26 protein-coding genes are annotated in these 23,284 nt (G+C 72.8%); 25 read left to right on the forward strand and 1 reads right to left on the reverse strand.

The window, feature by feature from the left end:
* The first annotated feature begins 385 nt into the window (after positions 1 to 385).
* From Van01_RS28280 to Van01_RS28360, 17 genes are all read left to right on the forward strand, one after another.
* Positions 386 to 1,795, forward strand: a complete 1,410-nt coding sequence (locus tag Van01_RS28280) for an FtsW/RodA/SpoVE family cell cycle protein (RefSeq protein WP_204014055.1) — start codon at positions 386 to 388, stop codon at positions 1,793 to 1,795.
* Positions 1,795 to 2,901 (forward strand): undecaprenyldiphospho-muramoylpentapeptide beta-N-acetylglucosaminyltransferase, encoded by a 1,107-nt coding sequence (gene murG / locus Van01_RS28285; RefSeq protein ID WP_204013967.1) that lies wholly within the window; start codon positions 1,795 to 1,797, stop codon positions 2,899 to 2,901. The genes Van01_RS28280 and murG overlap by 1 nt, the downstream gene beginning before the upstream one ends.
* Before the next feature lie 58 nt (positions 2,902 to 2,959).
* A complete protein-coding gene (murC, locus tag Van01_RS28290; protein WP_204013970.1) occupies positions 2,960 to 4,480 on the forward strand; it encodes a UDP-N-acetylmuramate--L-alanine ligase in 1,521 nt (506 codons plus the stop codon).
* A 32-nt stretch (positions 4,481 to 4,512) separates the two neighbouring features.
* Positions 4,513 to 5,292: a cell division protein FtsQ/DivIB gene (locus Van01_RS28295; RefSeq protein ID WP_204014059.1), complete on the forward strand. Its 780-nt coding sequence runs from the start codon at positions 4,513 to 4,515 to the stop codon at positions 5,290 to 5,292.
* A 239-nt stretch (positions 5,293 to 5,531) separates the two neighbouring features.
* A complete protein-coding gene (gene ftsZ, locus Van01_RS28300; protein ID WP_204013973.1) occupies positions 5,532 to 6,647 on the forward strand; it encodes a cell division protein FtsZ in 1,116 nt (371 codons plus the stop codon).
* A 9-nt stretch (positions 6,648 to 6,656) separates the two neighbouring features.
* A complete protein-coding gene (locus Van01_RS28305; RefSeq protein ID WP_204013977.1) occupies positions 6,657 to 7,406 on the forward strand; it encodes a YggS family pyridoxal phosphate-dependent enzyme in 750 nt (249 codons plus the stop codon).
* A 194-nt stretch (positions 7,407 to 7,600) separates the two neighbouring features.
* On the forward strand, positions 7,601 to 8,296 hold the full coding sequence (locus Van01_RS28310) for a cell division protein SepF (protein WP_204013980.1): 696 nt from the start codon (positions 7,601 to 7,603) through the stop codon (positions 8,294 to 8,296).
* Between the two features lie 29 nt (positions 8,297 to 8,325).
* On the forward strand, positions 8,326 to 8,631 hold the full coding sequence (locus tag Van01_RS28315; protein WP_099844721.1) for a YggT family protein: 306 nt from the start codon (positions 8,326 to 8,328) through the stop codon (positions 8,629 to 8,631).
* 44 nt (positions 8,632 to 8,675) lie between these two features.
* Positions 8,676 to 9,479: a DivIVA domain-containing protein gene (locus Van01_RS28320; RefSeq protein WP_093401139.1), complete on the forward strand. Its 804-nt coding sequence runs from the start codon at positions 8,676 to 8,678 to the stop codon at positions 9,477 to 9,479.
* Between the two features lie 74 nt (positions 9,480 to 9,553).
* Complete coding sequence (locus Van01_RS28325; RefSeq protein ID WP_204013983.1) at positions 9,554 to 10,117, forward strand: hypothetical protein; 564 nt, start codon at positions 9,554 to 9,556, stop codon at positions 10,115 to 10,117.
* A gap of 9 nt (positions 10,118 to 10,126) precedes the next feature.
* The gene (locus tag Van01_RS28330) at positions 10,127 to 10,432 is read left to right on the forward strand and encodes a DUF167 domain-containing protein (RefSeq protein ID WP_099844724.1); all 306 of its coding nucleotides are present in this window, start codon (positions 10,127 to 10,129) and stop codon (positions 10,430 to 10,432) included.
* 231 nt (positions 10,433 to 10,663) lie between these two features.
* Positions 10,664 to 11,083, forward strand: a complete 420-nt coding sequence (locus tag Van01_RS28335) for a TraR/DksA family transcriptional regulator (RefSeq protein ID WP_099844725.1) — start codon at positions 10,664 to 10,666, stop codon at positions 11,081 to 11,083.
* A 67-nt stretch (positions 11,084 to 11,150) separates the two neighbouring features.
* The gene (gene lspA, locus Van01_RS28340; RefSeq protein WP_204013986.1) at positions 11,151 to 11,837 is read left to right on the forward strand and encodes a signal peptidase II; all 687 of its coding nucleotides are present in this window, start codon (positions 11,151 to 11,153) and stop codon (positions 11,835 to 11,837) included.
* Positions 11,834 to 12,778, forward strand: coding sequence for an RluA family pseudouridine synthase (locus Van01_RS28345; RefSeq protein WP_204013989.1), 945 nt, complete (start codon positions 11,834 to 11,836; stop codon positions 12,776 to 12,778). The genes lspA and Van01_RS28345 overlap by 4 nt, the downstream gene beginning before the upstream one ends.
* Positions 12,779 to 12,819: 41 nt before the next feature.
* On the forward strand, positions 12,820 to 13,839 hold the full coding sequence (locus Van01_RS28350; protein WP_204013991.1) for a hypothetical protein: 1,020 nt from the start codon (positions 12,820 to 12,822) through the stop codon (positions 13,837 to 13,839).
* 96 nt (positions 13,840 to 13,935) lie between these two features.
* Entirely contained in the window at positions 13,936 to 15,402 is a 1,467-nt protein-coding gene (locus Van01_RS28355; protein WP_204013993.1) for a MinD/ParA family ATP-binding protein, read from the forward strand.
* A gap of 78 nt (positions 15,403 to 15,480) precedes the next feature.
* Entirely contained in the window at positions 15,481 to 16,452 is a 972-nt protein-coding gene (locus tag Van01_RS28360; RefSeq protein WP_308442430.1) for a DUF2567 domain-containing protein, read from the forward strand.
* Here the strand turns inward: Van01_RS28360 and Van01_RS28365 are convergent.
* Positions 16,364 to 17,059, reverse strand: a complete 696-nt coding sequence (locus tag Van01_RS28365; RefSeq protein WP_204013995.1) for an LON peptidase substrate-binding domain-containing protein — start codon at positions 17,057 to 17,059, stop codon at positions 16,364 to 16,366. The genes Van01_RS28360 and Van01_RS28365 overlap by 89 nt on opposite strands.
* A 107-nt stretch (positions 17,060 to 17,166) precedes the next feature.
* Between Van01_RS28365 and hisD the strand changes: the two genes are divergently transcribed.
* From hisD to Van01_RS28405, 8 genes are read left to right on the forward strand one after another with little or no spacing between them, the layout of a single operon-like run.
* The gene (gene hisD / locus Van01_RS28370) at positions 17,167 to 18,486 is read left to right on the forward strand and encodes a histidinol dehydrogenase (RefSeq protein WP_204013997.1); all 1,320 of its coding nucleotides are present in this window, start codon (positions 17,167 to 17,169) and stop codon (positions 18,484 to 18,486) included.
* Positions 18,483 to 19,604, forward strand: coding sequence for a histidinol-phosphate transaminase (locus tag Van01_RS28375; protein ID WP_204013999.1), 1,122 nt, complete (start codon positions 18,483 to 18,485; stop codon positions 19,602 to 19,604). The genes hisD and Van01_RS28375 overlap by 4 nt, the downstream gene beginning before the upstream one ends.
* Positions 19,601 to 20,212 (forward strand): imidazoleglycerol-phosphate dehydratase HisB, encoded by a 612-nt coding sequence (gene hisB / locus Van01_RS28380; RefSeq protein ID WP_155219117.1) that lies wholly within the window; start codon positions 19,601 to 19,603, stop codon positions 20,210 to 20,212. The genes Van01_RS28375 and hisB overlap by 4 nt, the downstream gene beginning before the upstream one ends.
* 34 nt (positions 20,213 to 20,246) lie before the next feature.
* Positions 20,247 to 20,420 (forward strand): CG2302 family histidine operon protein, encoded by a 174-nt coding sequence (locus Van01_RS28385; RefSeq protein ID WP_204014001.1) that lies wholly within the window; start codon positions 20,247 to 20,249, stop codon positions 20,418 to 20,420.
* Positions 20,417 to 21,088 (forward strand): imidazole glycerol phosphate synthase subunit HisH, encoded by a 672-nt coding sequence (gene hisH / locus Van01_RS28390; protein WP_204014005.1) that lies wholly within the window; start codon positions 20,417 to 20,419, stop codon positions 21,086 to 21,088. The genes Van01_RS28385 and hisH overlap by 4 nt, the downstream gene beginning before the upstream one ends.
* 30 nt (positions 21,089 to 21,118) lie before the next feature.
* On the forward strand, positions 21,119 to 21,439 hold the full coding sequence (locus Van01_RS28395) for a hypothetical protein (protein ID WP_099851021.1): 321 nt from the start codon (positions 21,119 to 21,121) through the stop codon (positions 21,437 to 21,439).
* Between the two features lie 22 nt (positions 21,440 to 21,461).
* Positions 21,462 to 22,187, forward strand: coding sequence for a bifunctional 1-(5-phosphoribosyl)-5-((5-phosphoribosylamino)methylideneamino)imidazole-4-carboxamide isomerase/phosphoribosylanthranilate isomerase PriA (gene priA, locus Van01_RS28400; protein WP_204014008.1), 726 nt, complete (start codon positions 21,462 to 21,464; stop codon positions 22,185 to 22,187).
* A 54-nt stretch (positions 22,188 to 22,241) separates the two neighbouring features.
* Positions 22,242 to 23,240 (forward strand): NADP-dependent oxidoreductase, encoded by a 999-nt coding sequence (locus Van01_RS28405; protein ID WP_204014011.1) that lies wholly within the window; start codon positions 22,242 to 22,244, stop codon positions 23,238 to 23,240.
* Positions 23,241 to 23,284: the final 44 nt, after the last annotated feature.

Raw genomic sequence — 23,284 nt, forward strand, 5'->3', positions numbered from 1 at the left:
CCCCAAGCGGCGTGGCGTGGCAACTACTTCATGATCAACCGGTTGGGGGCAAGTGCGACACGCCGAGTGGGCGATAGCGGCGGTGTCGGATGGCGGCAGCGGCGATGATGGCGTTGTGGGGGAGGCGCGGGACGAGAAGGGTGTGGCACCGAGCAGGCGGCGGTCCGCTGGCGGGGCGGGTAAGGCGGCCAGCTCGGTGAAGGCCGCCAGCTCAGCGAAAGCTGCCGGAGCGGTGGATGCGGCTGGCGGTGCGGTGCGAACCGAGGACCCGCCGCGGCCACCCGGGTCAGGTACGGGCAGCGGTGCCACCCGCTCGGCCGGGGCGGGTGCCGTCGGCGTCGGGTCGGACGGTGGCGCGTGGCGGGGGCTGGACGCGGTGGGGTCGCTGGCGGCGCTGCGCGGCCTGCTGTCCCGGCCGCTGGCCTCCTACCACCTGCTGCTGGCCAGTGCCGGGCTGCTGCTGCTGATCGGGCTGACAATGGTCTTCTCGGCCACCAGCGTGCGGGACTACGCCCAGGGCGGCAACGCCTCGGCGTCGCTGACCAAGCAGGCGATCTTCGCGGTGATCGGCATCGTGGCGTTCTGGGCCTGCCAGCGCCTGCCGGCCAGCACCTACCGGACCCTGGGCCGGCCGACCCTGGCGGTCGCGGTGGGCCTGCTGATCGTGCTGAACCTGCTGGTGGCGTACGGGCGGCTGACCGACGGCGACGCGAAGATCGGCCCGCTGGAGGCCAAGCTGCTCTGGCTGTACGTCGGTGAGATCAGCCTGCAACCCTCGGAGCTGGCGAAGTTCGCGCTGGTGCTGTGGGGCGCGCACGTGCTCGCCCGCAAGGGCGCGACGCTGGGGTGGTGGCGGGAATTGGCCACGCCGCTGTTCCCGGTGGTGGGGCTGCTGTTCGTCCTGGTCGGCTACAACGACCTGGGCAGCATGCTCTGCCTGCTGGCCCTGGTGGTGGGGTTGCTCTGGGCGGCCGGGGTGCGGCTGCGGGTCTTCGCCGCACTCAGCACGATCGGGCTGCTCGGCATCGGCCTGCTGGTGGCGGTGGCCTCCCTCGGCGCCGGTTCGGGTGTGCGGGGTGAGGACAACTACCGGCTGGCCCGGCTCACCGTCTTCTTCAACCCGCCGCCGTTGGACGCCTGCAAGGAGCAGCTCTGCTACCAGATGGTCCAGGCCCGGTACGCCATCGCCAACGGCGGCTGGTTCGGCACCGGGCTGGGCCAGGGCCGGACCAAGTGGGCCTGGCTGCCGGCCGCCGAGAACGACTTCATCTTCGCGGTGATTGCCGAGGAACTGGGGGTGGTCGGCTGCGCCGTGATCGTCACTCTCTTCGCCGTGCTCGGCTACACCGGCCTGCGCATCGCCCGCCGGGTCGACGACCCGTTCCGTCGGCTGGCCGCCGCCGGCGCCACCGCCTGGCTGGTCGGGCAGGCGTTCATCAACATCGGCGGGGTGATCGGGCTGCTGCCGCTGACCGGCGTACCTCTGCCCTTCATTTCCGACGGCGGCAGCGCCCTGGTGGTCACCCTCGCGGCGGTCGGCATGCTCGCCTCGTTCGCCCGCGCGGAACCCGATGCGGCCCGGGCCCTGCATGCCCGTCCGCCGGCCCGGTGGGTCCGACTAGTGTGGGCACCGTTGCCGCCGCTTCCTGGCCGGCGACGCCGCGCGGCGTCGCCGTCGACGGCCCGGGGCCCCGTGCCTCAGGCACGCAAGCGGCGCACGGACGACCAGGCCACACCGCGTGGCACCCGGGCTACCCGGGGTCGCGGCGGGACGGCGAGCGAGAGGAGACGTTGATGGGTCCGCTGCGTTCGGTGGTGCTCGCAGGAGGTGGCACCGGGGGGCACATCTACCCGTTGCTCGCCTTCGCCGACTGCCTGCGCCGGCATGACCCTGGCGTCCGGATAACCTGCCTCGGCACACCCAAGGGCCTGGAGAACGAGCTGATTCCGCCGGCCGGGTACGACCTGCGGAACATCCCCGCCTACCAGCTGCCCCGCTCGATAAACATGAACCTGGTCCGTACCCCGGGCCGGATGTGGACCGCCGCCCGCGCCGCGGGCAAGGTCATCGACGAGGTACGCGCCGACGTGGTGGTCGGCTTCGGTGGGTACGTCTCGGTGCCGGCCTACCTGGCCGCCTGGCGACGGGAACTGCCCATCGTGATCCACGAGGTGAACGTGCCGCCGGGGGTGGCCAACCGGCTGGGGATGAAGTTCACGAAGCATGTGGCGGTGGGCTTCCCGCACCAGCCGGCGCAGGCCGAGTCGCTGCGCGACGCCCGGGTGGTGGGCGTACCGCTGCGGCGCAGCATCGCCGGACTGGACCGGGCCGCGATGCGTAACGCCGCACGGGCCCACTTCGGGCTCCGCCCCGACCTGCCGGTGCTCTTCGTCGCCGGTGGGTCGCAGGGTGCCCGGTCGATCAACCTCGCGGTCGCCGGTGCGGCGAAGGAGTTGGCCCGCAACGGCATCCAGGTGCTGCACGTGATAGGCGCCCGCAACGAGCCGGTGTCGGTCCCGACCGACCTGCCGGTGCCGTACGTGACGCTGCCGTACCTGTCCGACATGGACGCCGGGTACGCGGCGGCTGACCTGATGCTGGGCCGCGGCGGGGCGATGACCTGCGCCGAGGTCGCCGCGATCGGGCTGCCGACCATCTACGTGCCCTATCCGCACAGCAACCAGGAACAGAAGCGCAACGCGCTGCCGGTGGTCGAGGCCGGCGGTGGGCTGCTCGTCGACGACGCCGAGGTCACCCCGGACTGGCTCGAACGCACGGTCATCCCGCTGATCCGTGACCCGCAGCGGCTGCACGCGATGGGTACCGCCGCGGCGGCCTACGGCCGGCGCGACGGCGACGAGGCGCTGCTCAACTTCGTCTACGAGGCGGTTAGCCGGTGAGCGCGAGGAGTGAGCCGGTTCTGCGAGCCCCGCAGTCGCGAACGAAAGGTTGGTCCCGATGACCACGTTCAGCCCGGCGGGGACGCTGACGGCCGAGGATCTCGGCCACATCCACCTGATCGGCGTGGGCGGCGTCGGCATGAGCGGGCTGGCCCGGCTCTTCCTCACCCGGGGCCTGCCGGTCTCCGGCAGCGAACTGCGTGAGTGGCCGTCGCTGGCCGGCCTGCGGGCGCTCGGCGGGACCATCCACATGACCCACGAGACGGCGAACCTCGACGGGGTCGACACAGTCGTGTACTCCTCGGCGATCCCCGCGGACCATCTGGAGATGGTGGAGGCGCGCCGGCGCGGGCTGCGGGTGCTGCACCGCTCGGAGGCCCTGGCGGCGGCGATGACCGGTCGCCGGACCGTGGCCGTCGCCGGTACCCACGGCAAGACCACCACCACCTCGATGGTCACCATGGTGCTTCAGCAGGCCGGGGCTGATCCGTCCTTCGTGATCGGCGGGGAGATCTCCGAGGGGGGCTCCGGGGCGCACCACGGCACCGGCGAGTACTTCGTGGTCGAGGCCGACGAGAGTGACCGCTCCTTCCTCATCTACCGTCCGTTCGTCTCGATCGTCACGAACGTCGAGGCGGACCACCTGAACACCTACGGCGACCTGGCCAACCTGGAGGCCACCTTCGCCGAGTTCGCCAGGCTCACCGACCCGGACGGCTTCGTCATCACCTGCGCCGACGACGCGGGTGGCCGGCGGCTGGCGGCGACGCTGCGCACCGAGGGGCGTCGGGTGTACACCTACGGGGAGGCCGAGGACGCCGACCTGCGGCTTACCGACATGGCCTCCTCGGCGCGGGGGGTGCGCTACCTCGCCCACGTCGACGGTCGTTCGCTCGGCGAGTTCCGGCTGCCGGTGCCGGGCCGCCACATGGGACTGAACAGCGCCTCGGCGGTGCTGGCCGCGTACCTGCTGGAGTTGCCGCTGCCGGCGGCGGAGGCCGCGCTCGCGGCCTTCCCCGGGGTGCGCCGACGCTTCGAGCGCAAGGGTGTCGTGGACGGGGTGCTCGTCTACGACGAGTACGCCTACCACCCGACGTCGATGACGCTGGCCCTGCGGACGTTGCGCGAGGTGGCAGGTGACGGCCGGCTGATCGTCGTCTTCCAGCCCTACCGGCTCTACCGGACCCGGGAGTTGCAGGCGGAGATCGCCGAGGCGTTGGCGATCGCCGACGAGTTGGTGCTGCTGGAGGTCTTCGGGCCGGGCGAGCAGCGGGCACCGGGCGAGGGCTCGACGGCGCTCGTCGAGGCGGTGTCGTTGCCGGCGGAGCGGAAGGTCTTTGTCGACGCGTGGGAGGCCGCGCCGGTCGAGGTGGCCCGTCGGGCCCGCCCCGGCGACGTGGTGGTGACGATGGGGGCCCCGCCGATCTCGCTGATGGGCGACGAGCTGCTGGCCGTGTTGGCGGCGCGTACGGCCGGTGGGCAGGAGCTGACCGGCACCGTTGCCGGCGGGTCGACGAGCATCGGGGGCAGTGTGCCCGGCGCCGTCGGGGTGGACGGCGCGGCGCCCGTCGCGGAATGAGTCCCGGTCCGGCCCGTGGGCGTGGCACCGGTGTGGACGGTGGCGCGGGGCGTCGCCCTGTCCGCAGGTGGCAGCTGGTACGCGCCGGCAGCGACGCGGTGCCCGCGTCCACCCGGCGGTTCATGGCCCGGGCCCGGCGTCGTCGGATGCGGGCGGCGCTGCCCTGGGCGGTGGCCGCTGGTCTGCTCGCGGTGGCCGGGCTGGTGGCGTGGACGCTGTTGGGCACCGGCCTGTTCGGGGTGCGTGAGGTGCGGGTGGAGGGCGCCGAGCTGGTGACGGCGGTGCAGGTGCGGGACGCGGCGGGGGTGCCGGACGGTGCCCCGCTGGCCCGGGTCGACCTGACGACGCTGGCCGGGCGGATCGGTGCCCTGCCGCCGGTGGAGCGGGTCACCGTGACCCGGGACTGGCCGGACGCGTTGGTGGTGCGGTTGACCGAGCGCACGGGTGTGGCGGTGGTGCCGCGCGGGGAGCAGTTCGCGGTGGTCGACGCCGCCGGGGTGGTGTTCCGGACGGTGCCGCAGCGTCCGGACGGGCTGCCGCTGGTACGGCTGGCCACGCCCGGTCCGGAGGATCCGGAGACCCAGGCCGGCCTGGAGGTGCTCGGCGCACTCACCCCGGAGCTGCTCGACCAACTGGTCGAGGTCAGTGTCGAGGGGTTGGCGCGGATCAGCCTGAAGTTGCGTGACGACCGTACGGTGTTCTGGGGCGACGCGACCCGGGGCGCGGACAAGGCGCGGGTGGCCACCGCGCTGCTCGACCAGGACGCGGCTCGGATCGACGTGAGCGCGCCGGACGTGGTCACCTTCCGGTGAGCGGCCGGTCAGTGGTGAGCCGTCTCGCTACACCGGCGACACGCCGGAGCGGTCCTTGGCTCATCGCTCGGCTGCGCTTACGTTGCCCGGAAGAGGATCAGTGGTTGACATAACTCTAACCCTCTAGTAGAGGGTGAGGGTTTACCTCTCGACCTCGGTGGTGGTAGCTGCGTCGACCGTCGGTCCGGCCAGGCTGTAGCCGGTCGGGGAGTAGCCGATCTCGAAGGAAAGGACCGGAGATGACACCTCCGCACAACTACCTGGCGGTCATCAAGGTCGTCGGCATCGGGGGTGGCGGCGTCAACGCCGTCAACCGGATGATCGAGGTTGGGCTCAAGGGCGTCGAGTTCATCGCGATCAACACGGACGCGCAGGCGCTGCTGATGAGCGACGCCGACGTCAAGCTCGACGTCGGTCGCGAGCTCACCCGTGGCCTGGGCGCCGGCGCCAATCCGGACGTCGGCAAGAATGCCGCCGAGGACCACCGCGACGAGATCGAGGAGGTACTCAAGGGGGCCGACATGGTCTTCGTGACCTGCGGTGAGGGTGGCGGCACCGGCACCGGTGGCGCGCCGGTGGTGGCGAACATCGCTCGGAAGCTCGGCGCGCTGACCATCGGTGTGGTCACCCGGCCGTTCTCCTTCGAGGGCAAGCGTCGCCAGGTGCAGGCCGAGGCCGGCATCGACGAGTTGCGCAACCAGTGCGACACCCTGATCGTCATTCCCAACGACCGGCTGCTGGCGCTCGGTGATCGCAACATCAGCATGATGGACGCCTTCCGGACCGCCGACCAGGTGCTCCTCTCCGGTGTCCAGGGCATCACCGACCTGATCACCACGCCGGGTCTGATCAACCTGGACTTCGCCGACGTCAAGAGCGTGATGAGCGGCGCGGGCAGCGCGCTGATGGGCATCGGCAGCGCCCGGGGCGAGAACCGTGCGGTCGAGGCCGCCGAGGCCGCCATCTCCAGCCCGCTGCTCGAGCAGAGCATGGACGGTGCCCGAGGCGTGCTGCTCTCCATCGCCGGTGGTTCCGATCTCGGCCTGTTCGAGATCAACGACGCGGCCCAACTGGTCACCGACGCCGCCCACCCGGACGCGAACATCATCTTCGGCGCGGTGATCGACGACGCGCTCGGCGACGAGGTGCGGGTCACCGTGATCGCGGCGGGCTTCGACGGCGGCACTCCGGCGTACAAGGCGGCCGAGCCGACCCGGAAGACAAATCAGAACCAGCCGGCTCAGCCGAGCACGCCGGTCGTGCCGTCGCCGGCTGCTCCGGCCACGCCGCAGTCGCCGCGCCGGGTGCTCTTCGACGACGTGGACGTGCCGGACTTCCTGAAGAACGGGTCCTGAACGCCGCCGATGACCGACAGTCACACCACTGCGGAAGCCGACCGGCGCGCGGAGATCGCCGCCGGGCTGGCCCGCGTACGCTCCCGTATCGCCGACGCCTGCGCCGCCGCGGGCCGGGACCGGGCCGAGGTGACCATGATCGCGGTCACCAAGACCTACCCGGCGGCGGACGTGGTGACGTTGGTCGCCCTCGGGGTGACAGACGTCGGGGAGAACCGCGACCAGGAGGCGGCGGCCAAGGCGGCGCAGGTAGCTGCCGCCGGAGTCACCCCGCGCTGGCACTTCGTCGGCCGCTTGCAGCGCAACAAGGTCAGGTCGGTGCTGCGGTACGCGGACGTGGTCCAGTCCGTCGACAGCGTCAGGTTGGCGTCCGCCTTGGACGCGGGTGTCACGTCCATTGGCCGGGACCGGCCGTTGGACGTGTTGGTGCAGGTCAGCATCGACGGTGACACGGCGCGGGGCGGTGCCGTGCCGGACTCGGCCGATCCGGATGTGGGTCTCGGCCCGGTCACCGATGCGGTCGCCGCCGCCGCTGGGCTGCGACTGGCCGGTCTGATGGCGGTGGCGCCGCTGGGCTGGGAGCCGGAGCGCGCGTTCGCCCGGCTGGCCACTGTCGCGGCGCTGGTGCGGGCGGACCATCCACAGGCCACGGAGCTGTCCGCCGGGATGAGCGGTGACCTGGAGGCGGCAATCGGTCACGGCGCGACACATGTCCGCGTCGGCAGTGCGTTGCTCGGAATGCGTCCCACGCTGCGGTAGCCTGGCCGCGAGGGAAGCAAATTACATAAGTGTTGTTTGTGGGAACGGCCTTCCCGGCGACCGGGGGGCGTGACGTGCAACGCGAATTGCGCGTCATGGGATTGCCGTTCCGGTCCGGTGGGCAGGGATGGTCCACTCGCGACAGGCGACACGGCGGGGGCGTGTGCCGCACGGCGGACGGGAAGGGCGCGGGGATGGGTGCACTGCGCAAGGCGGGGGTCTGGCTCGGACTTGTCGAAGAGGACGACGAGCGGGCCTACGACGACGGTGGCTACGACAAGGGTGGCTACCGGGAGTCGCGTTACCGGCAGAGCCGGTACGCCGAGGAGTTCGCCGACGAGGAGGACGAGGCGGAGGAGCCGCCGGCGCCCCGGCCACGGCTGGGCGAGCGTGGCCGCCTGAGTGAGCGTCCGGGCCGGCTGGGCGAGGCCGAGCGGCTGGAGTCCGAGCGCGCCGAGCGTCCGGACCGGGCCGAGCGGTCCAGCGTCCGGTCGATCACCCGGTCCACCGGCGACTCGTCAGGCGCGCTGACGTACCACACCCGGGACAACCTCGCCCTGGCGCCGCAGGCGCAGCCACGCGAGCGCCAGTTGGTGCCGGAGGAGGAGCAGCGTTACCAGATCACCACGCTGCACCCGACCACCTACCGGGAGGCGCGCACGATCGGCGAGCACTTCCGCGACGGGGTGCCGGTGATCATCAACCTCACCGAGATGGATGAGGCGGATGCCCGCCGTCTGGTGGACTTCGCCGCCGGGTTGGCCTTCGGGCTGCGCGGTACGATCGAGCGCGTGACCAACCGGGTGTTCCTGCTCTCACCGGCCAATGTCCAGGTCACCGCGGAGGACAAGGCCAAGATCGCTGAGGGCGGGTTCTTCAGCCTGAGTTGACCCGCCCGACCTGAGGGACGTCGCCTGCCGTGTTGTCGATCTTGTTACAGGTTCTCTACCTGGCCACGTACATCTTCCTGATCGTTCTTTTGGCCCGTTTCGTGCTGAGCGCGGTGTTGCAGTACGGCCGGCGCTGGCAGCCCGGTCGGGGAGCGTCAGCCGGACTGGAATCCGTGTGGAGCGTCACTGATCCCCCGCTCCGGGCGTTGAGGCGTGTGATCCCTCCGCTGCGAATTGGTACCGTGAGCATCGACCTGGCCTCCCTTGTGCTCCTGGTTATCCTGTTCGTGCTGATGAGGTTTGTGTTAGAGCCGGCGATCATCAGGACCGCCTGATGACCGACGCGCTATCGCGGCCGCAACTGACCCGAGGAGTTTCGATGCCGCTGACCCCGGCCGACGTCCACAACGTCGCCTTCAAGAAGCCGCCGATCGGCAAGCGGGGCTACGACGAGGAGGAGGTCGACGCCTTCCTGGACGAGGTCGAGCGCGAACTCGCCCGTCTGATCGAGGAGAACAACGAGCTGCGCGCCCAGGTGGAGCGCGGTGGGCGGGGCGGTGCCCCGGCCGGCCCCGGCGGCGACGCCCGCCTGGCGGCCGAGCTGAACGACGTCAAGGCCCAGCTCGACCGGGTGCAGCGCGACAAGGCCGCCGCCGAGCAGGCCGCCCGCGCCATGCAGGCCGAGCTGGAGCAGGTCCGCTCCGTCGGCGTCGGTGGCGCCGTGGCCGGCCCGGACGGCGAGCAGCAGGCGCTGCGGGTGCTCATGATGGCCCAGCGCACCGCCGACGACCACGTCTCCGACGCTCGTCGCGAGGCCGACCAGTTGCTCTCCGAGGCCCGTTCCAAGGCCGAGGAGGTCACCCGCGAGGCCCGCGCCAAGGCCGACGCGCTGGAGCGCGACGCCCGGCAGCGGCACCAGGAGGCCATGGGCGGCCTGGACGCCAAGCGCACCGCGTTGCAGAAGCACATCGAGGAGCTCAAGCAGTTCGAGCGGGAGTACCGCACCCGGCTCAAGGCGTACCTGGAGAGCCAGCTGCGTGACCTCGACGGCCGTGGCCAGGGCCTGGAGGCCGAGATGACCCGGGGCGAGGGTGCCCGGGCCGCCGGCAACGGGCTCGCTGCTGCGGGTCTCGCGGGGTCCTACGGCGGGGGCCGCTCCGGCGCGCTTGAGGCCGGTCGCTGAACCGGGTCGGTGACTGCCGCCAGCGCGGCGATCACCCGCCCTGCCTGATCGGTACGACACGGCGAGGGTGAGCAATGATAGTCATCAGTCTCGCGCTCATCCTCGTCGCGGTGGTGCTGCTGGTCTTCGGCCTGGCCGGTGGCTCCAGCCCGCTGCTCGTCGTCTCGATCGGGGCCAGCCTGCTGGCCGCCGTGGCGCTTGTCGCCGGTGCCCGCCAGGCGGCCGGCCGCGCTTCGGCTCCCAGCGGCACCCAGGCGGGTCGCGACGGCGACCGGCGTGAGCCGGGCATTCCGACTCAGCAGACTTCGGCGGACGTGGACACCGGCGGTTCCGGGTGGCGGCAACCACCCGGTTCGCCGGTGTCCGAGCCGCGTGAGCGGCCCGGCTTCGCCGACGGGTACGACGACGAGCCCGGGGCCGAGGAGATCACCGCCGAGCAGGCGGCCCGGGTGGCCCGTCTGACGGACGAGGTGCGGGTCGTCGACGGTCGGCCGCGCTACCACCTCGGCGAGTGTCCGCATCTGGTCGGCCGGGAGCATGAGCCGCTGCCCGTGTCGGAGGCGGTCGAACTCGGCTTCACCCCCTGCGCGCACTGCACCCCGGACACGGTGCTGTTGTCTGAATCCGGACGCCGCTGAGTCGGTTCGATGGACGATGCGCTCACCGTCGCCGTGCGGGTGAAACCGGGTGCCTCCCGGGCGCGCGTGGGTGGCCGGTTCGACGGCCCGCACGGGCCCGCTCTGGTCATCGCGGTGCATCCGCCGGCGGCTGACGGTAGGGCCACCGAGGCTGCGCGGCGCGCGTTGGCCGCCGCGCTGGGCGTCCGGCCGGCCGCCGTGTCGCTGCGTACCGGCGCGGCGAGCCGGGACAAGCTCTTCCTGGTCACCCCGTCCGGGCCGGATCTGGCCGGCAGGCTGAGCCGGCTACGGGACGGCGCGGAACGGGCCGGCTGAGTGGCGATGATCTGCTAGCGTTCCCTTTGCCCCGAAATGGCAGTAACCGGGGTGGAGCGGGCGTTTCGGTGCGGCACGTTGTCGGACGCCTTTACGTTCCGTATCCTTGCCAACCTCCGGAGTGCGCGGCCCCGTCGCCGCGCGCCCGTTTTGTACCTGGGGCGGCCGATGCTGGCGGCCCCTGTCGAGGTGTCGCGGACTTACCGCGGCTCCGTGGCCGAGGGAGCGACGATGGCCAAGCCAGCCGAGACCAGGACCGCCGGCCGCAAGCCTGCGGTGAAGTCCACCCGCAGTGCCGCGGAGACCGAGAAGATCCGAGCCGCGCTGGCGGCGCGGCACGAGGAACTGCGAGCCGAGTACGATCAGACGCTGAGCGAGATCACCGAGCTGCAGCGCGACCGCCTCACCGACTCGGCCGGGGACGACCAGGCCGACACCGGCACCAAGACGTTCGAGCGGGAGCAGGAGATCTCCCTCGCCAACAGCATCCTGGAACGGATCACGCAGGTCGAGCGCGCCCTGGAGCGTCTCGACGAGGGTGGCTACGGCTGGTGCGAGCGGTGCGGCAACCCCATCCCGGTGGAGCGGCTGGCCGCCTTCCCGTCCGCCACCCTCTGCGTGACCTGCAAGCAGCTGGAGGAGCGGCGCTGACGGCACGCTCCCCGGCGTCCGTGCGCGGCGGTGCGACGGCACCGCCGCGATTGTCGATGGGGAGCAGATGAGCGCAGCACCGCCCGCTGGATCCGGCACCACCGGGTCGGACACCGCCACGAGATCGCGGCGCCGGTCCGTCACGATCCTCCTCTCGCTTGCGGTGTTCGCGCTGGCCGTCGACCTGTTGACCAAGCACCTGTCGCTCCAGGAACTGAGCGACCGCGAGCCGGTACGGCTGCTGGGTGGGGCTCTCTACCTGTCGCTGACCCGCAACAGCGGGGCCGCGTGGAGTCTCGGCAAGGACTACACTTTCATCTTTCCGATCATCGCGATCGGGGTGCTGGGCTGGATCGCCTGGATGGCGCGGACCCTGCGCTCGGTTCCGTGGGCGATCTCGCTGGGCCTGGTGGTGGGCGGCGTGGTCGGCAACCTGATCGACCGGATCTTCCGGGCCCCGGGCTGGTTCGTCGGTCACGTGGTCGACATGTTCAGCGTCTTCGACCCGTACGGTCGGGTCTTCCCGATCTTCAACGTCGCCGACAGCGCCCTGGTCTGCGGCGTGCTGCTCGCCGTCGGGTTGGAGTTCACCGGCCGCCAACGCGACGGCACCCGGGCGCTGGCCGAGGACCGGCGCAGTGACGCTGGTCGGGACGACGCGGCGGCGGGCGGTGACCCCGCCGACCGGCGGACGGTCGACGCAGGCGGACAGAGCCCCACCGACAGCGACGGCGGACAGCGGGAGCGGGCATGACGGCCACCTTCGCCGCCGGCGGCGACCAACGCAGCCTGCCGGTACCCGATGGACTCGACGGGATGCGGCTGGACCAGGCCGTGGCCCGACTGTTCGGCCTCTCCCGTACCACCGCCGCCGCGCTCGTCGACGCCGGAGAGGCGCTTGTGGACGGTGCGGTACGACCCAACTCGCACAAGGTGCGGGCGGGTTCCTGGCTGGAGGTGACGTTGCCCGCGCCGGCCGCGGCACCTGTGGTGGTGCCCCAGGCGGTGCCCGGCCTGCGCGTGGTGTACGCCGACGACGACATCGTGGTGATCGACAAGCCGGTCGGCGTGGCCGCGCATCCGAGCCCGGGGTGGACCGGTCCGACGGTGATCGGTGGGCTCGCCGCGATCGGGCACACGATCGCCACCAGCGGCGCGGCCGAGCGTCAGGGCGTCGTGCACCGGCTCGACGTCGGCACCACGGGCGTCATGGTGGTGGCCAAGAGCGAGCAGGCGTACAGCGTGCTGAAGCGGGCCTTCAAGTACCGGGAGGTGGAGAAGCGTTACCACGCGGTGGTGCAGGGGCACCTGGACCCGTTGCGCGGCACCATCGACGCCCCGATCGATCGGCACCCGCACCACGACTACCGCTGGGCGGTGGTCTCCGGCGGCAAGCCGAGCATCACCCACTACGACACCATCGAGGCGTTCCCGTCCGCGAGCCTTGTCGACGTACGGCTGGAGACCGGCCGGACCCACCAGATCCGGGTGCACTTCTCGACGCTGCGGCATCCGTGCGTGGGTGACCTCACGTACGGCGCCGATCCGACACTCGCCGCCCGGCTCAAACTGGACCGGCAGTGGTTGCACGCCAGAGAGTTGAGCTTCGAGCACCCCCGTACGGGGGACGAGGTCCGCTTCGTCAGCGACTACCCTGACGATCTGGGACGCGCGCTGGACATCCTCCGCGACTGACGCGCCCCGCCCGTTCCGACCGACCGACGAGGGGACCGCCCGTGCGCGCCGGCGATCTGCTGCGGAAGTTGGACCAGCGACTGCTGCCCCGCCTCGCGGCCACGGTGACCCGGCTGGGCCACGGTCCGAGCCGTACTCCGCTGCTCGGCTGGGTGGCGATGCTGTCGTGCGCCACGGTGCTGGCCACGGCGGTGCTCGCCACAGGTGGCCCTCCCGTGCCGGACCGCACGGTCGGTGAGGTGACCCGGGTGGGCGTGGTCGAGGGCGACTCCATCCCCCGTTACGAAGCGGCAGCCGCCGCCGACCTGGCCGCGTTGGCCGGCCGGCCGCTCGGCGACGGCACGTACGCTCTGGTCTCGCTCAACGAGTACCTCACCCCGGCCCGGCTCGCCGCGGTGGTCGGTGACGTGGGGGTCGCTGTCGTGTTCGGCCGGGTGCCGCTGCCGGAGCGGCAGACCGAGATCGTCCGCATTCCGGCCCAGCGGGTGCCGGAGGACGTGACGGCCGGGATGGTCAAGCTCGCCGAGCGTAAGGAGCGGGAGGCCGCCGACTACCGCGCCCGGGCCACCGCGTTGGGCGGCGGTGGGCCACCGGAACGCGAGCTGCGCGAGCTGTACCTCAGCGGCGCCCAGGTGGCGGCGGCGGAGGCAGCCGCGTACCGGTCCGAGTGCGCCTGTCTGTACGCGCTAGTGGTACGCGCCGAACCGACGAAGCTACGCGGCGTGGCGGCCCGGTCCGGGGTGCGGGTGGTGGATCCGGCTCCGGAGGTCCGGCGGTTGGAGCGGACGGTGTTCACCCCACCGCTGCCCGAGCAGCGGGACGTGGTCCGTCCGCCGGTGGACCGGACGGCCACCCCGGCGCCAACCGTGAGCCCCACCGCCGCCGCCACCGCCGGCCCGCCCACGCCGGCACCGACAGTGGCGGACCGCTCGCCAGTGCCGGAGGTGACGGATTCGTCACCGTCACCGGCACCGCCGTCGCCCGCCCTCTCGACGTCGACCTGGACGCCGTCCACCTCGGCGGACATGGTCGAGGATGATGATCCAGAGCCGACACCGTGACGGTTGTCGACACATCCGGTTGCCGCCCGGTGTGGCCTCAATAGGCTTTCGTTCGTAGCCTGTCAGACGGAGACCGTAGCGCTGGGGAGGCGATCCGTGGAGGGCAGCGAGACCGGTTGGGGACGACCCGCCGAACCGGCACGGCGGTGGCGGGCGCTGCTCGACCGAGCCCGCCTCGGCGGTCGCAACGCGGAGCCGCCCGCCACCGAGCGGCGGGCCGAGGAGCCGCCACCAGGGCCACCGTCGCCCGAGCCGTTGCCGCGACGGGGGCCCGGCACCGGCTACGCGGGGCGGGTACCAGCCGTCGGGCAGCCGGCGGACCGGTCGTACGGCGAGGAGCCCGTCTACCGCGCCGAACCGGCCTACCGGGCCGAACCCGCGTACCGGGCCGAACCCGCGTACCGAGTCGACCCGGCACGTCCCGCCCAGCCGTACCCGGGACAGCCGGGGCAGCCGCCGTACCCGGCGGTACCGGAACCGCGCCGGCCGGAGCCGGTCGAGTCGCGGTACACCCTGTTGGACAACGGCTACCGGCACGCCGCGCCACCGCTTGAGTCCCGGTACGCCCTGCTGGACAACGGTGGCTATCAGCCACCCGCCGCGGCGGTCGCGCCGCCGGCCGTGGCCCCACCGGCTCCGGCGTCGCCGGCACCGTTGCCGGCGGTGGTGCCTCCGGGGCCGCCACCGGCTGTGGTACCGCCGGCCGTGGCTGGCCGCCCCGGGCGCATCGAGTGGCGGGCGCAGAGCGCCGGCAGCGATCTCGAACGGGCCGCCGCCGTGCTCCGTCGCGATCTGGGTACCCCCCGGGTGATCGCGTTCGCCAACCCCAAGGGCGGCGTGCACAAGACGACGGCCACCGTGCTGGCCGCGGCCACCGTCGGCAGCGTACGCGGCCGGGGTGTGCTGGCCTGGGACGACAACGAGTTGCGCGGCACGCTCGGGCTGCGCGCCGGCAGCGCCCGGCACGCCCGCACGATCCGGCACCTGGTGGCCGATCTCGTTCAGATCGAGATCCGGGAGGGCGCCGAACTGTTGGAGATCCTGGACGACTACCTGCGGCACGCCTCCGACGGGTCGTACGACGTGCTCGCCGGTGAGGAGAGCCCTCGGTTCGCCCAACGACTGGACCAGTTCACCGTCAAACGGGTGCTGGAGCTGCTGCGCCGTACCCACGACGTGATCTGCGTGGACACCGGCAACAACGTGGAGAGCCCGAACTGGCGCACCGTCATGCAGGCCGCCGATCAACTGGTGGTCACCACGGTGCCGCGCGAGGACGCCGCGTTCAGCGCGGACTGGATGCTCGACCTGCTGCACGAGGAGGGCATGGGTGAGCTGGCCGACAACGCCGTCACCCTGATCTCCTGCCCCACCCCCGGACGGTTGCCGTTGCAGAGCGACCTGGAGAAGCACTTCGCCACCCGGACCCGGGCGGTGACAGTGGTGCCGTACGACCCGGCCCTGGAGACCGGATCGTCGATCGAGTACCACCAGCTCCAGGGCGACACGCGGCAGGCCTGGCTGCGGGCTGCCTCGACGATGCTGGAGCCGTTCGGCCGCTGACCGTATCCGGGCGGCCCGCGGCCACCTGGTGCCGCGACACGGTGTACGGCCGATGCGGGGAGCTGCGAGGATCATCAGGTGAGTCCGACCACCCCCGCCGCCGAGCCGCCCGCACGGCCCCCGGCGGCCCTCCCGACCGATCCGACGACAGAGGCCACCGAGCCCGCCGCGTCATCCACCGAGCCCGCCGGGCCGACCACCGATCCCGCCGCGCCCGCCGCGCCTACTGACCCCACCGTGGCGTCCGCCGGGTCCGCCGAGCCGACCACCGATCCCGCCTGGCCGATCACCGGGCGGCCGGAAGGGCGTGGCCGAACAGCAGCGTTCGGGGTGGCGACGGTGCTGGTGATGGGCCTGCTGGGGGCGCCGCTGGGGTGGCTCTGGGCGGCGGTCGCGCCGGCCACACCGGTCGTCAAGAGCGCCGACGGCGCGGTCTACGGCCAGGCGCAGCCGGAGCAGCCGATCGCCGCGGACGGGTGGTTCAGCCTGCTCGGGCTGGCGTTCGGGGTGCTCGGCGCGCTCGCCGTGTGGTTCCTGCTGCGTCGCCACCGGGGACCGGTCGGGCTGGTCGTCGCGGCGGCCGGTGGGCTCGCCGCGGCGCTTGTCGCCTGGCAGGTGGGGCGTCGGGTCGGCCTGGCCGGCTACCAGCGGCTGCTGGAGACCGCCCCGGACGGCACGCGCTTCAGCAAGCCGGCCGACCTGCGGGCCGGCGGGATCGAGCTGTTCCTCGGCGTGCTGCCGGTGCCCTACGGCAACGTGCTGCTGCCGGCGTTCGCCGCCGCGGTGATGTACACCCTGCTCGCCGGCTGGTCGCGGTGGCCGTCGCTGCGGCCGGAGCCGGAGCCGGACCTGGCCTGGCTCGCCGCGCAGCCGCCAGCGGCTCCGGAGCCGGTGGGACCGGAGCCGGACGGGGCCTGGCGCGGGCCGCAGCCGCCGCCCATCCCGGGACCGGCGGAAGAGGTCAGTTCGGGGCCGGCGGGGGTGTCGCCAGCTCCGCCAGCGGCACCGGAACCGCCCGCACCTGGCGCAGCAGAGCCGCCTCGCGGTTGAGCAGGTGCAGCTCGGCGCGGAGTCGGGCCGCTGTGCTGTCGATGGCGAGCAGTCGCTGACGGTCGGCCACCGTCAACGCCGCGGTCGCGGCGACCAGATGGGACAGCACCGTCGGGTCCTCGGGCAACTGCTCGGTCAGCTGACCGGCCTCGGCCCGGATCAGGCCCAGGTACTGCCGGAAGACGGCGATCACCCGGGCGGCCAGCAGGTCGGCGGTCTCGTCCGGGCCGTCCGGCTCGGGCAGCCACTGCACCTCGGCGGTCAGGTACGGCGCGGAGTCACTGTCGACATCACCCAGCCGGAACCGTCGCCGCCCCACTGTGACGATGTCGTAGCCCCCGTCCTCCAACTCGGTGACCTGCCGCAGCTCGGCCGTGCAGCCGACCTCGTGCAAGGTGACAGCCGCCGCACCTGACACGTTGGCACCGGCGGCGACCTCCCAGCCGCTGCGGATGGCCACCACCCCGAACTCGCGGGGTGCGCCCTCGGGCAGCGCCATCAGATGCCGGACCAGCGCGCGGTACCGCTCCTCGAAGATGTGCAGCGGCAGTACCAGCCCCGGGAAGAGCACCGTGGCGAGCGGGAACACCGGTAGCCGTGCGGTCACGTGATCAAGCGTAGCCCGATCGGCGGGCGCGGGCGTGTCCCGGCTCACCGTCCCGGACAACGGGCGGCGACGGTCGGCCCGGCGGACGGCCGCCTAGACTCGCAGGCGTGTTGAACCGGATCGACCTGCGCGGTGGCGCGCGTGACCCGCGCCACCTGCTGCCTCGCGCCCAGCTCGACGTCTCGGTGGCGGTCGAGCGCATCCGCCCGATCGTCGCGGCGGTGCGCGAGCATGGATATCCGGCGGTCCGCGAGGCCAGTGAGCGGTTCGACGGGGTCGCCCCGGAGACGCTGCGGGTGCCCGCGGCGGCCATCGCGGCGGCGGAGGGCACGCTGGACGGCCAGGTCCGGGCGGCGTTGCTGGAGTCGATCGCCCGGGCCCGGCGGGTGCACGCCGATCAACGACGGGTCGACCACACCACCCAGGTGGTGCCGGGCGGCACTGTCACCGAGCGGTGGATCCCGGTCGACCGGGTCGGTCTCTACGTGCCCGGTGGGCTGGCGATGTACCCGTCGACAGTGGTGATGAACGTGGTGCCCGCCCAGGCGGCAGGCGTCCGGTCGCTGGTGGTGGCCAGCCCGCCGCAGAAGGACAACGGCGGCCTGCCCGACGCCCGGGTGCTCGCCGCCTGCGCGTTGCTCGGTGTCGACGAGGTGTACGCCGTCGGCGGTGCCCAGGCGGTGGCGATGCTGGCGTACGGCTGCGCCGTCGACGCCGCCGGCAGCGCGCACTGCGCCCCGGTCGACATGATCACCGGCCCGGGCAACATCTGGGTCACCGCCGCTAAGCGGCTGCTGCGCGGGGTGGTCGGCATCGACGCGGAGGCCGGCCCGACCGAGATCGCGATCCTGGCCGACGACACCGCCGACCCGGTGCACGTCGCCGCCGACCTGATCAGCCAGGCCGAGCACGACCCCCTCGCGGCCAGCGTGCTTGTCACCCCGTCGGTCGCGCTGGCCGACGCGGTGGACCGGGAACTGGCCCGACTGGTGCCGGCTACCAAGCACGCCGAGCGGGTCGGCACCGCGTTGGGCGGCGAGCAGAGTGGTGTGGTCCTTGTCGACGACCTGGCGGCGGGGCTGCGGGTGGTCGACGCGTACGCGGCGGAGCACCTGGAGATCCAGACCGTCGACGCCCGTCAGTGGGCGATGCGGGTACGCAACGCCGGTGCGGTATTCGTGGGCGCGTACTCGCCGGTGTCGCTCGGCGACTACTGCGCCGGCTCCAACCACGTGCTGCCCACCGGGGGGTGCGCCCGGCACTCGTCCGGGCTGTCGGTGCAGTCGTTCCTGCGCGGCGTGCACGTGGTGGAGTACACCGAGCAGGCGCTGCGGGAGGTCGCCGGCCACGTGGTGACGCTGGCGAACGTGGAGGACCTGCCGGCGCACGGCCAGGCGGTCACCGCCCGGTTCGGGGCCACCCCATGATCGGGTTGGCCGACCTGCCGATCCGTGACGAGCTGCGGGGGCTGTCGCCGTACGGCGCGCCGCAGCTGGACGTGCCGGTGCGGTTGAACACGAACGAGAACTCCCACCCGCTGCCGGAGGCGGTGGCCGAGGCGATCGGCAAGGCCCTCGCCGCGGAGCTGCGCGACCTCAACCGCTACCCCGACCGGGACGCGGTGGCGTTGCGGGCCGACCTGGCCGGGTATCTCGGCCACGGGCTCACCGTCGACGGGGTGTGGGCGGCCAACGGCTCCAACGAGGTCCAGCAGCAGCTGCTCCAGGCATTCGCCGGGCCGGGACGCAGCGCGCTCGGGTTCACCCCGGCGTACTCGATGCACCCGCTGCTGGCGCTCGGCACCGGCACCCGGTGGGAGCCGGCCCGCCGGGGGGCCGACTTCGCGCTGACCGCCGACGAGGCGGTCGCGCAGGTTCGCGAGCACCGGCCGGACGTGGTCTTCCTCTGCTCGCCGAACAATCCCACAGGCACCGCGCTCGACCCCGCGGTGATCGCCGCGGTGCTCGACGTGGCGCCCGGCATGGTGGTGGTCGACGAGGCGTACGCGGAGTTCGCCCGGCCGGGCACGGTCAGCGCCCTGGCGGTGCTGCCCGGGCACCCACGGCTGGTGGTGACCCGGACGATGAGCAAGGCGTTCGGGTTCGCCGGTGGCCGGCTGGGCTACCTCGCCGCCGATCCGGCGGTGGTGGCGGCGGTGCAGCTGGTCCGGCTGCCGTACCACCTCTCCGCGCTCACCCAGGCCGCCGCGCGGGCCGCGCTGGCGCATCGCGACGCCCTGCTCGGCACGGTCGCCGAGGTCGCCGAACAGCGCGACCGCATCGTCACCGAGCTGCGCCGCCGTGGCCTACGGGTCGCCGACAGCGACGCGAATTTCGTGTTGTACGAGGTGGGTGGCGACCAGGCGGTCGCCTGGCGGGCGCTGCTGGCGCACGGCGTGCTGGTACGCGACGTGGGCCTGCCCGGCTGGCTTCGGGTCACCGCGGGCACCCGCGCCGAGACCGACGCCTTCCTCGCCGCCCTGGACAGCACTCGACGCGAGGCTTCCATCGCCCCGCAGCCGCGACCGACGAAAGGCACATCATGAGCCGGACCGCCCGGGTGGAGCGGATCACCAAGGAGACCAAGGTCCTGGTCGAGGTCGACCTCGACGGCACCGGAGTGGCCGAGATCAGCACCGGGGTCGGTTTCTACGACCACATGCTGCACCAGATCGCCCGGCACGGTGGTTTCGACCTGACCGTGCGTACCGTCGGTGACCTGGAGATCGACGCGCACCACACGATGGAGGACACCGCGCTGGCCCTCGGTGCCGCGTTCGACCAGGCGCTGGGCGACAAGGCGGGCATCCGCCGGTACGGTTCGGCCACCGTGCCGATGGACGAGGTGCTGGTCCGGGCGGCCGTCGACCTCTCCGGCCGGCCGTACGTGGTGCACGACGAACCGCCCCTGGCGCCGTACATCGGCCCGGTGTACCCGACAAGCATGACCCGGCACATCTGGGAGTCGTTCGGCCAGGCGGCCCGGATCACCCTGCACGTGGACGTGCTGCGGGCGGCCCGGCCGGGTGGCAATCCGGACGCCCACCACGTGGTCGAGGCGCAGTTCAAGGCGGTGTCCCGGGCGCTGCGCGAGGCCACCGCCGTGGACCCGACGGCCGGCGGGGCGATTCCCAGCACCAAGGGGGCGTTGTGACGGGCCGGGGTACGGGGCGGCGGAGGTGTCGCCGATGAGCGGCATCCTGCCCACCCTGCTGCTGATCCTGGCCGGCGTGCTCGTCGGTGGGGCGCTGTCGCTGCACCGGCAGGGGGCGCCGCGGGGCGCGGTGGTCGTTACCGCGTTGCTGGCCGTGCTGGCCACCGTCGCGGGCGTGCTCTGGCTGCTGCCGGGAGACGGGTCATGACCGGCCGTGCCGGCGGCGGGGCCCGGCCCGGTGGGCGGCGACGGGTGGTGGTGCTCGACTACGGCTCCGGCAACCTGCGCTCCGCCGAGCGGGCGCTGGCCGCGGCCGGAGCCGACGTGCTGGTCACCGGTGATCTCGCCGCCGCCGCCGACGCCGACGGTCTGGTGGTTCCCGGAGTCGGGGCCTTCGCCGCCTGCGTGGCCGGCATCGAGGCGATCGGCGCGGGTCCGGTGATCGCCGGGCGGGTCGCTGCGGGCCGTCCGGTGCTGGGCATCTGCGTGGGTATGCAGATCCTCTTCGAGTCCGGCGACGAGCACGGGGTGGTCACCAAGGGGCTGGGCCTGCTGCCCGGCACGGTCACCCGGCTCGCCGCCGCCCGGCTGCCGCACATGGGCTGGAACACCGTGCAGGCACCTGTCGGCTCGACGCTCTTCGCCGGGCTGCCGGCCGACAGCCGGTTCTACTTCGTCCACTCGTACGCCGTCGGCGACGCCGCCGCGCTCACCGCGTCCGGGGCGCGGGTGACCACCGCCCACCATGACTGTGACTTCGTCGCGGCGGTGGAGCGAGGCGCGTTGTCGGCCGCCCAGTTCCACCCCGAGAAGTCCGCCGACACCGGCGCCGCGTTGCTGCGCAACTGGCTGGCCACGGTGCCCGCCGGTGGCTGAGCCGGTGGGTGCCCCCCGTAGGGAGCGATGGTGAGCAGGGAACGGGCCCAGCGTCGGGCGGCCCGCGAGGCCGAGGCGGCCCGGCAGCGGGTGCTGCGCGAGCGCGCCACCGCCCGCCGGGCACGTCGTCGGGCGCTGGTCCGCCGGGTGGTGCCGACGGTGCGCCGGGGCCGGACGGGCCGACTGCCCCGATACTCCCGGGGCGAGCGGGCCGCCATCGTGGCGCTCACCCTGGCCGCGATCACCCTCATCTGGGTGCTCGTGCCCGACCTGGCGTTGCGCGTCGGGCTGATCCTGCTGTTGCTACTCGTCCTGCCGGTGATCGTGGTGATCGCCCTGGACCGTCGTTGACCATGCGAGAGGGACACGTCACATGAGCCTCACCCTGTTGCCCGCCGTGGATGTCGTCGACGGCCAGGCCGTCCGCCTCGTGCAGGGCGCCGCCGGCAGCGAGACCGCCTACGGCGACCCGCTGGAGGCCGCGCTGGCGTGGCAGCGGGACGGTGCCGAGTGGCTCCACCTGGTCGACCTCGATGCCGCGTTCGGTCGGGGCAGCAACGCCGAGCTGCTCGCCGAGGTGGTCCGCCGCCTCGACGTCCGGGTGGAACTGTCCGGCGGCATCCGGGACGACGCCTCGCTGCGCGCGGCGTTGGCCACCGGCGCCGAGCGGGTGAACATCGGCACTGCCGCGCTCGAGGATCCGCAGTGGTGCGACCGGATCTGCGCGGAGTACGGCGACCGGGTCGCGATCGGGCTCGACGTGCGCGGTCGGACCCTGGCGGCCCGGGGCTGGACCCGCGACGGCGGCGACCTGTACGAGGTGTTGGAGCGGCTCGACAAGGCGGGCGCCTCGCGGTACGTGGTCACCGACATCACCAAGGACGGCACCATGCGGGGGCCGAACCTGGACCTGCTGCGCGAGGTGTGCGCCCGTACCGACGCTCCGGTGATCGCGTCCGGTGGTGTCTCCACCCTGGACGACCTGCGGGCGTTGGCCACCCTGGAGTCGGTGGGGGTGGAGGGGGTCATCGCCGGCAAGGCGCTCTACGCGGAGGCGTTCACCGTGGCCGAGGCCCTGGCGGTCCTCGCCAACCCGTGATCCGGCTCCGGTCCGGCCGCGTCATCGTCCCGACGGCAGAGGAAGGACACTCCCGTGCCCACCAACCGTGAGATTCAGCTGGCCTCGCGTCCGCAGGGCTGGCCCACCGAGGACAATTTCCGGCTCGTCACCGCCGAGGTGCCCACGCCGGGCCCGGGGCAGCTGCTGGTGCGCAACAAGTACATGTCGGTGGACCCGTACATGCGTGGGCGGATGAACGACATGCGGTCCTACGTACCGCCGTTCGCCCTGGACGCACCGTTGGACGGCGGGGCGGTGGGTGAGGTGGTCGGCGGCGAGGTCGACGGGTTCGCCCCGGGCGACATCGTGCTGCACGGCCTCGGCTGGCGGGACTACGCGCTCGTCGAGGCGAAGGCCGCCCGGAAGGTCGAGCCGGGTCTCGCGCCGGTGACCGCGTACCTCGGTGTGCTCGGCATGACCGGGTTGACCGCGTACGCCGGGCTGCTGGAGGTGGCCGCGATGCGCGAGGGCGAGACGGTCTTCGTCTCCGGCGCGGCCGGCGCGGTCGGCAGCATGGTCGGCCAGATCGCCCGGCTGCGCGGTGCGGGCCGGGTGGTCGGCAGCGCCGGGTCGGCGGCGAAGGTCGAGCGACTGCTGGCGCTCGGCTTCGACGCCGCGTTCGACTACCACGACGGCCCGGTACGGGACAGCCTGCGGGCCGCCGCCCCGGACGGCGTCGACGTCTACTTCGACAACGTCGGCGGCGAGCATCTGGAGGCGGCGATCGCGTCGATGAACCTGCACGGTCGGGCGGCGATCTGCGGCATGATCGCGCAGTACAACGACACCGAGGCGCCGGCCGCGCCGCGCAACCTGGCGCAGGTCATCGGCAAGCGGCTGACCCTGCGCGGTTTCCTGGTCAGCGATCACAACCACCTGCGGGATGAGTTCGTCCGGGAGGTCTCCGGCTGGCTGCGGGAGGGCACGCTGTCCTACGACGAGACGATCGTCGACGGGCTGGAGAACGCCCCGGCGGCTTTCCTCGGCCTGCTTCGGGGGGAGAACCTCGGCAAGATGCTGGTGCGCCTGTGACCGGCGGCGCACCCCGTCGAGGTGGTCGGGTCGGCGCAGGTCGT

The sequence above is a fragment of the Micromonospora andamanensis genome (genome assembly GCF_016863495.1).
GTDB lineage: Bacteria > Actinomycetota > Actinomycetes > Mycobacteriales > Micromonosporaceae > Micromonospora > Micromonospora andamanensis.

Coding starts and splice junctions, on each gene's coding strand:
- ftsZ (WP_204013973.1), top strand. CDS start 5,532: ATGACACCTCCGCACAACTACCTGGCGGTCATCAAGGTCGTCGGCATC.
- priA (WP_204014008.1), top strand. CDS start 21,462: ATGAGCCTCACCCTGTTGCCCGCCGTGGATGTCGTCGACGGCCAGGCC.
- murG (WP_204013967.1), top strand. CDS start 1,795: ATGGGTCCGCTGCGTTCGGTGGTGCTCGCAGGAGGTGGCACCGGGGGG.
- murC (WP_204013970.1), top strand. CDS start 2,960: ATGACCACGTTCAGCCCGGCGGGGACGCTGACGGCCGAGGATCTCGGC.
- Van01_RS28375 (WP_204013999.1), top strand. CDS start 18,483: ATGATCGGGTTGGCCGACCTGCCGATCCGTGACGAGCTGCGGGGGCTG.
- Van01_RS28325 (WP_204013983.1), top strand. CDS start 9,554: ATGATAGTCATCAGTCTCGCGCTCATCCTCGTCGCGGTGGTGCTGCTG.
- Van01_RS28305 (WP_204013977.1), top strand. CDS start 6,657: ATGACCGACAGTCACACCACTGCGGAAGCCGACCGGCGCGCGGAGATC.
- Van01_RS28345 (WP_204013989.1), top strand. CDS start 11,834: ATGACGGCCACCTTCGCCGCCGGCGGCGACCAACGCAGCCTGCCGGTA.
- Van01_RS28335 (WP_099844725.1), top strand. CDS start 10,664: ATGGCCAAGCCAGCCGAGACCAGGACCGCCGGCCGCAAGCCTGCGGTG.
- lspA (WP_204013986.1), top strand. CDS start 11,151: ATGAGCGCAGCACCGCCCGCTGGATCCGGCACCACCGGGTCGGACACC.
- Van01_RS28330 (WP_099844724.1), top strand. CDS start 10,127: ATGGACGATGCGCTCACCGTCGCCGTGCGGGTGAAACCGGGTGCCTCC.
- Van01_RS28385 (WP_204014001.1), top strand. CDS start 20,247: ATGAGCGGCATCCTGCCCACCCTGCTGCTGATCCTGGCCGGCGTGCTC.
- Van01_RS28310 (WP_204013980.1), top strand. CDS start 7,601: ATGGGTGCACTGCGCAAGGCGGGGGTCTGGCTCGGACTTGTCGAAGAG.
- Van01_RS28320 (WP_093401139.1), top strand. CDS start 8,676: ATGCCGCTGACCCCGGCCGACGTCCACAACGTCGCCTTCAAGAAGCCG.
- hisB (WP_155219117.1), top strand. CDS start 19,601: ATGAGCCGGACCGCCCGGGTGGAGCGGATCACCAAGGAGACCAAGGTC.
- hisH (WP_204014005.1), top strand. CDS start 20,417: ATGACCGGCCGTGCCGGCGGCGGGGCCCGGCCCGGTGGGCGGCGACGG.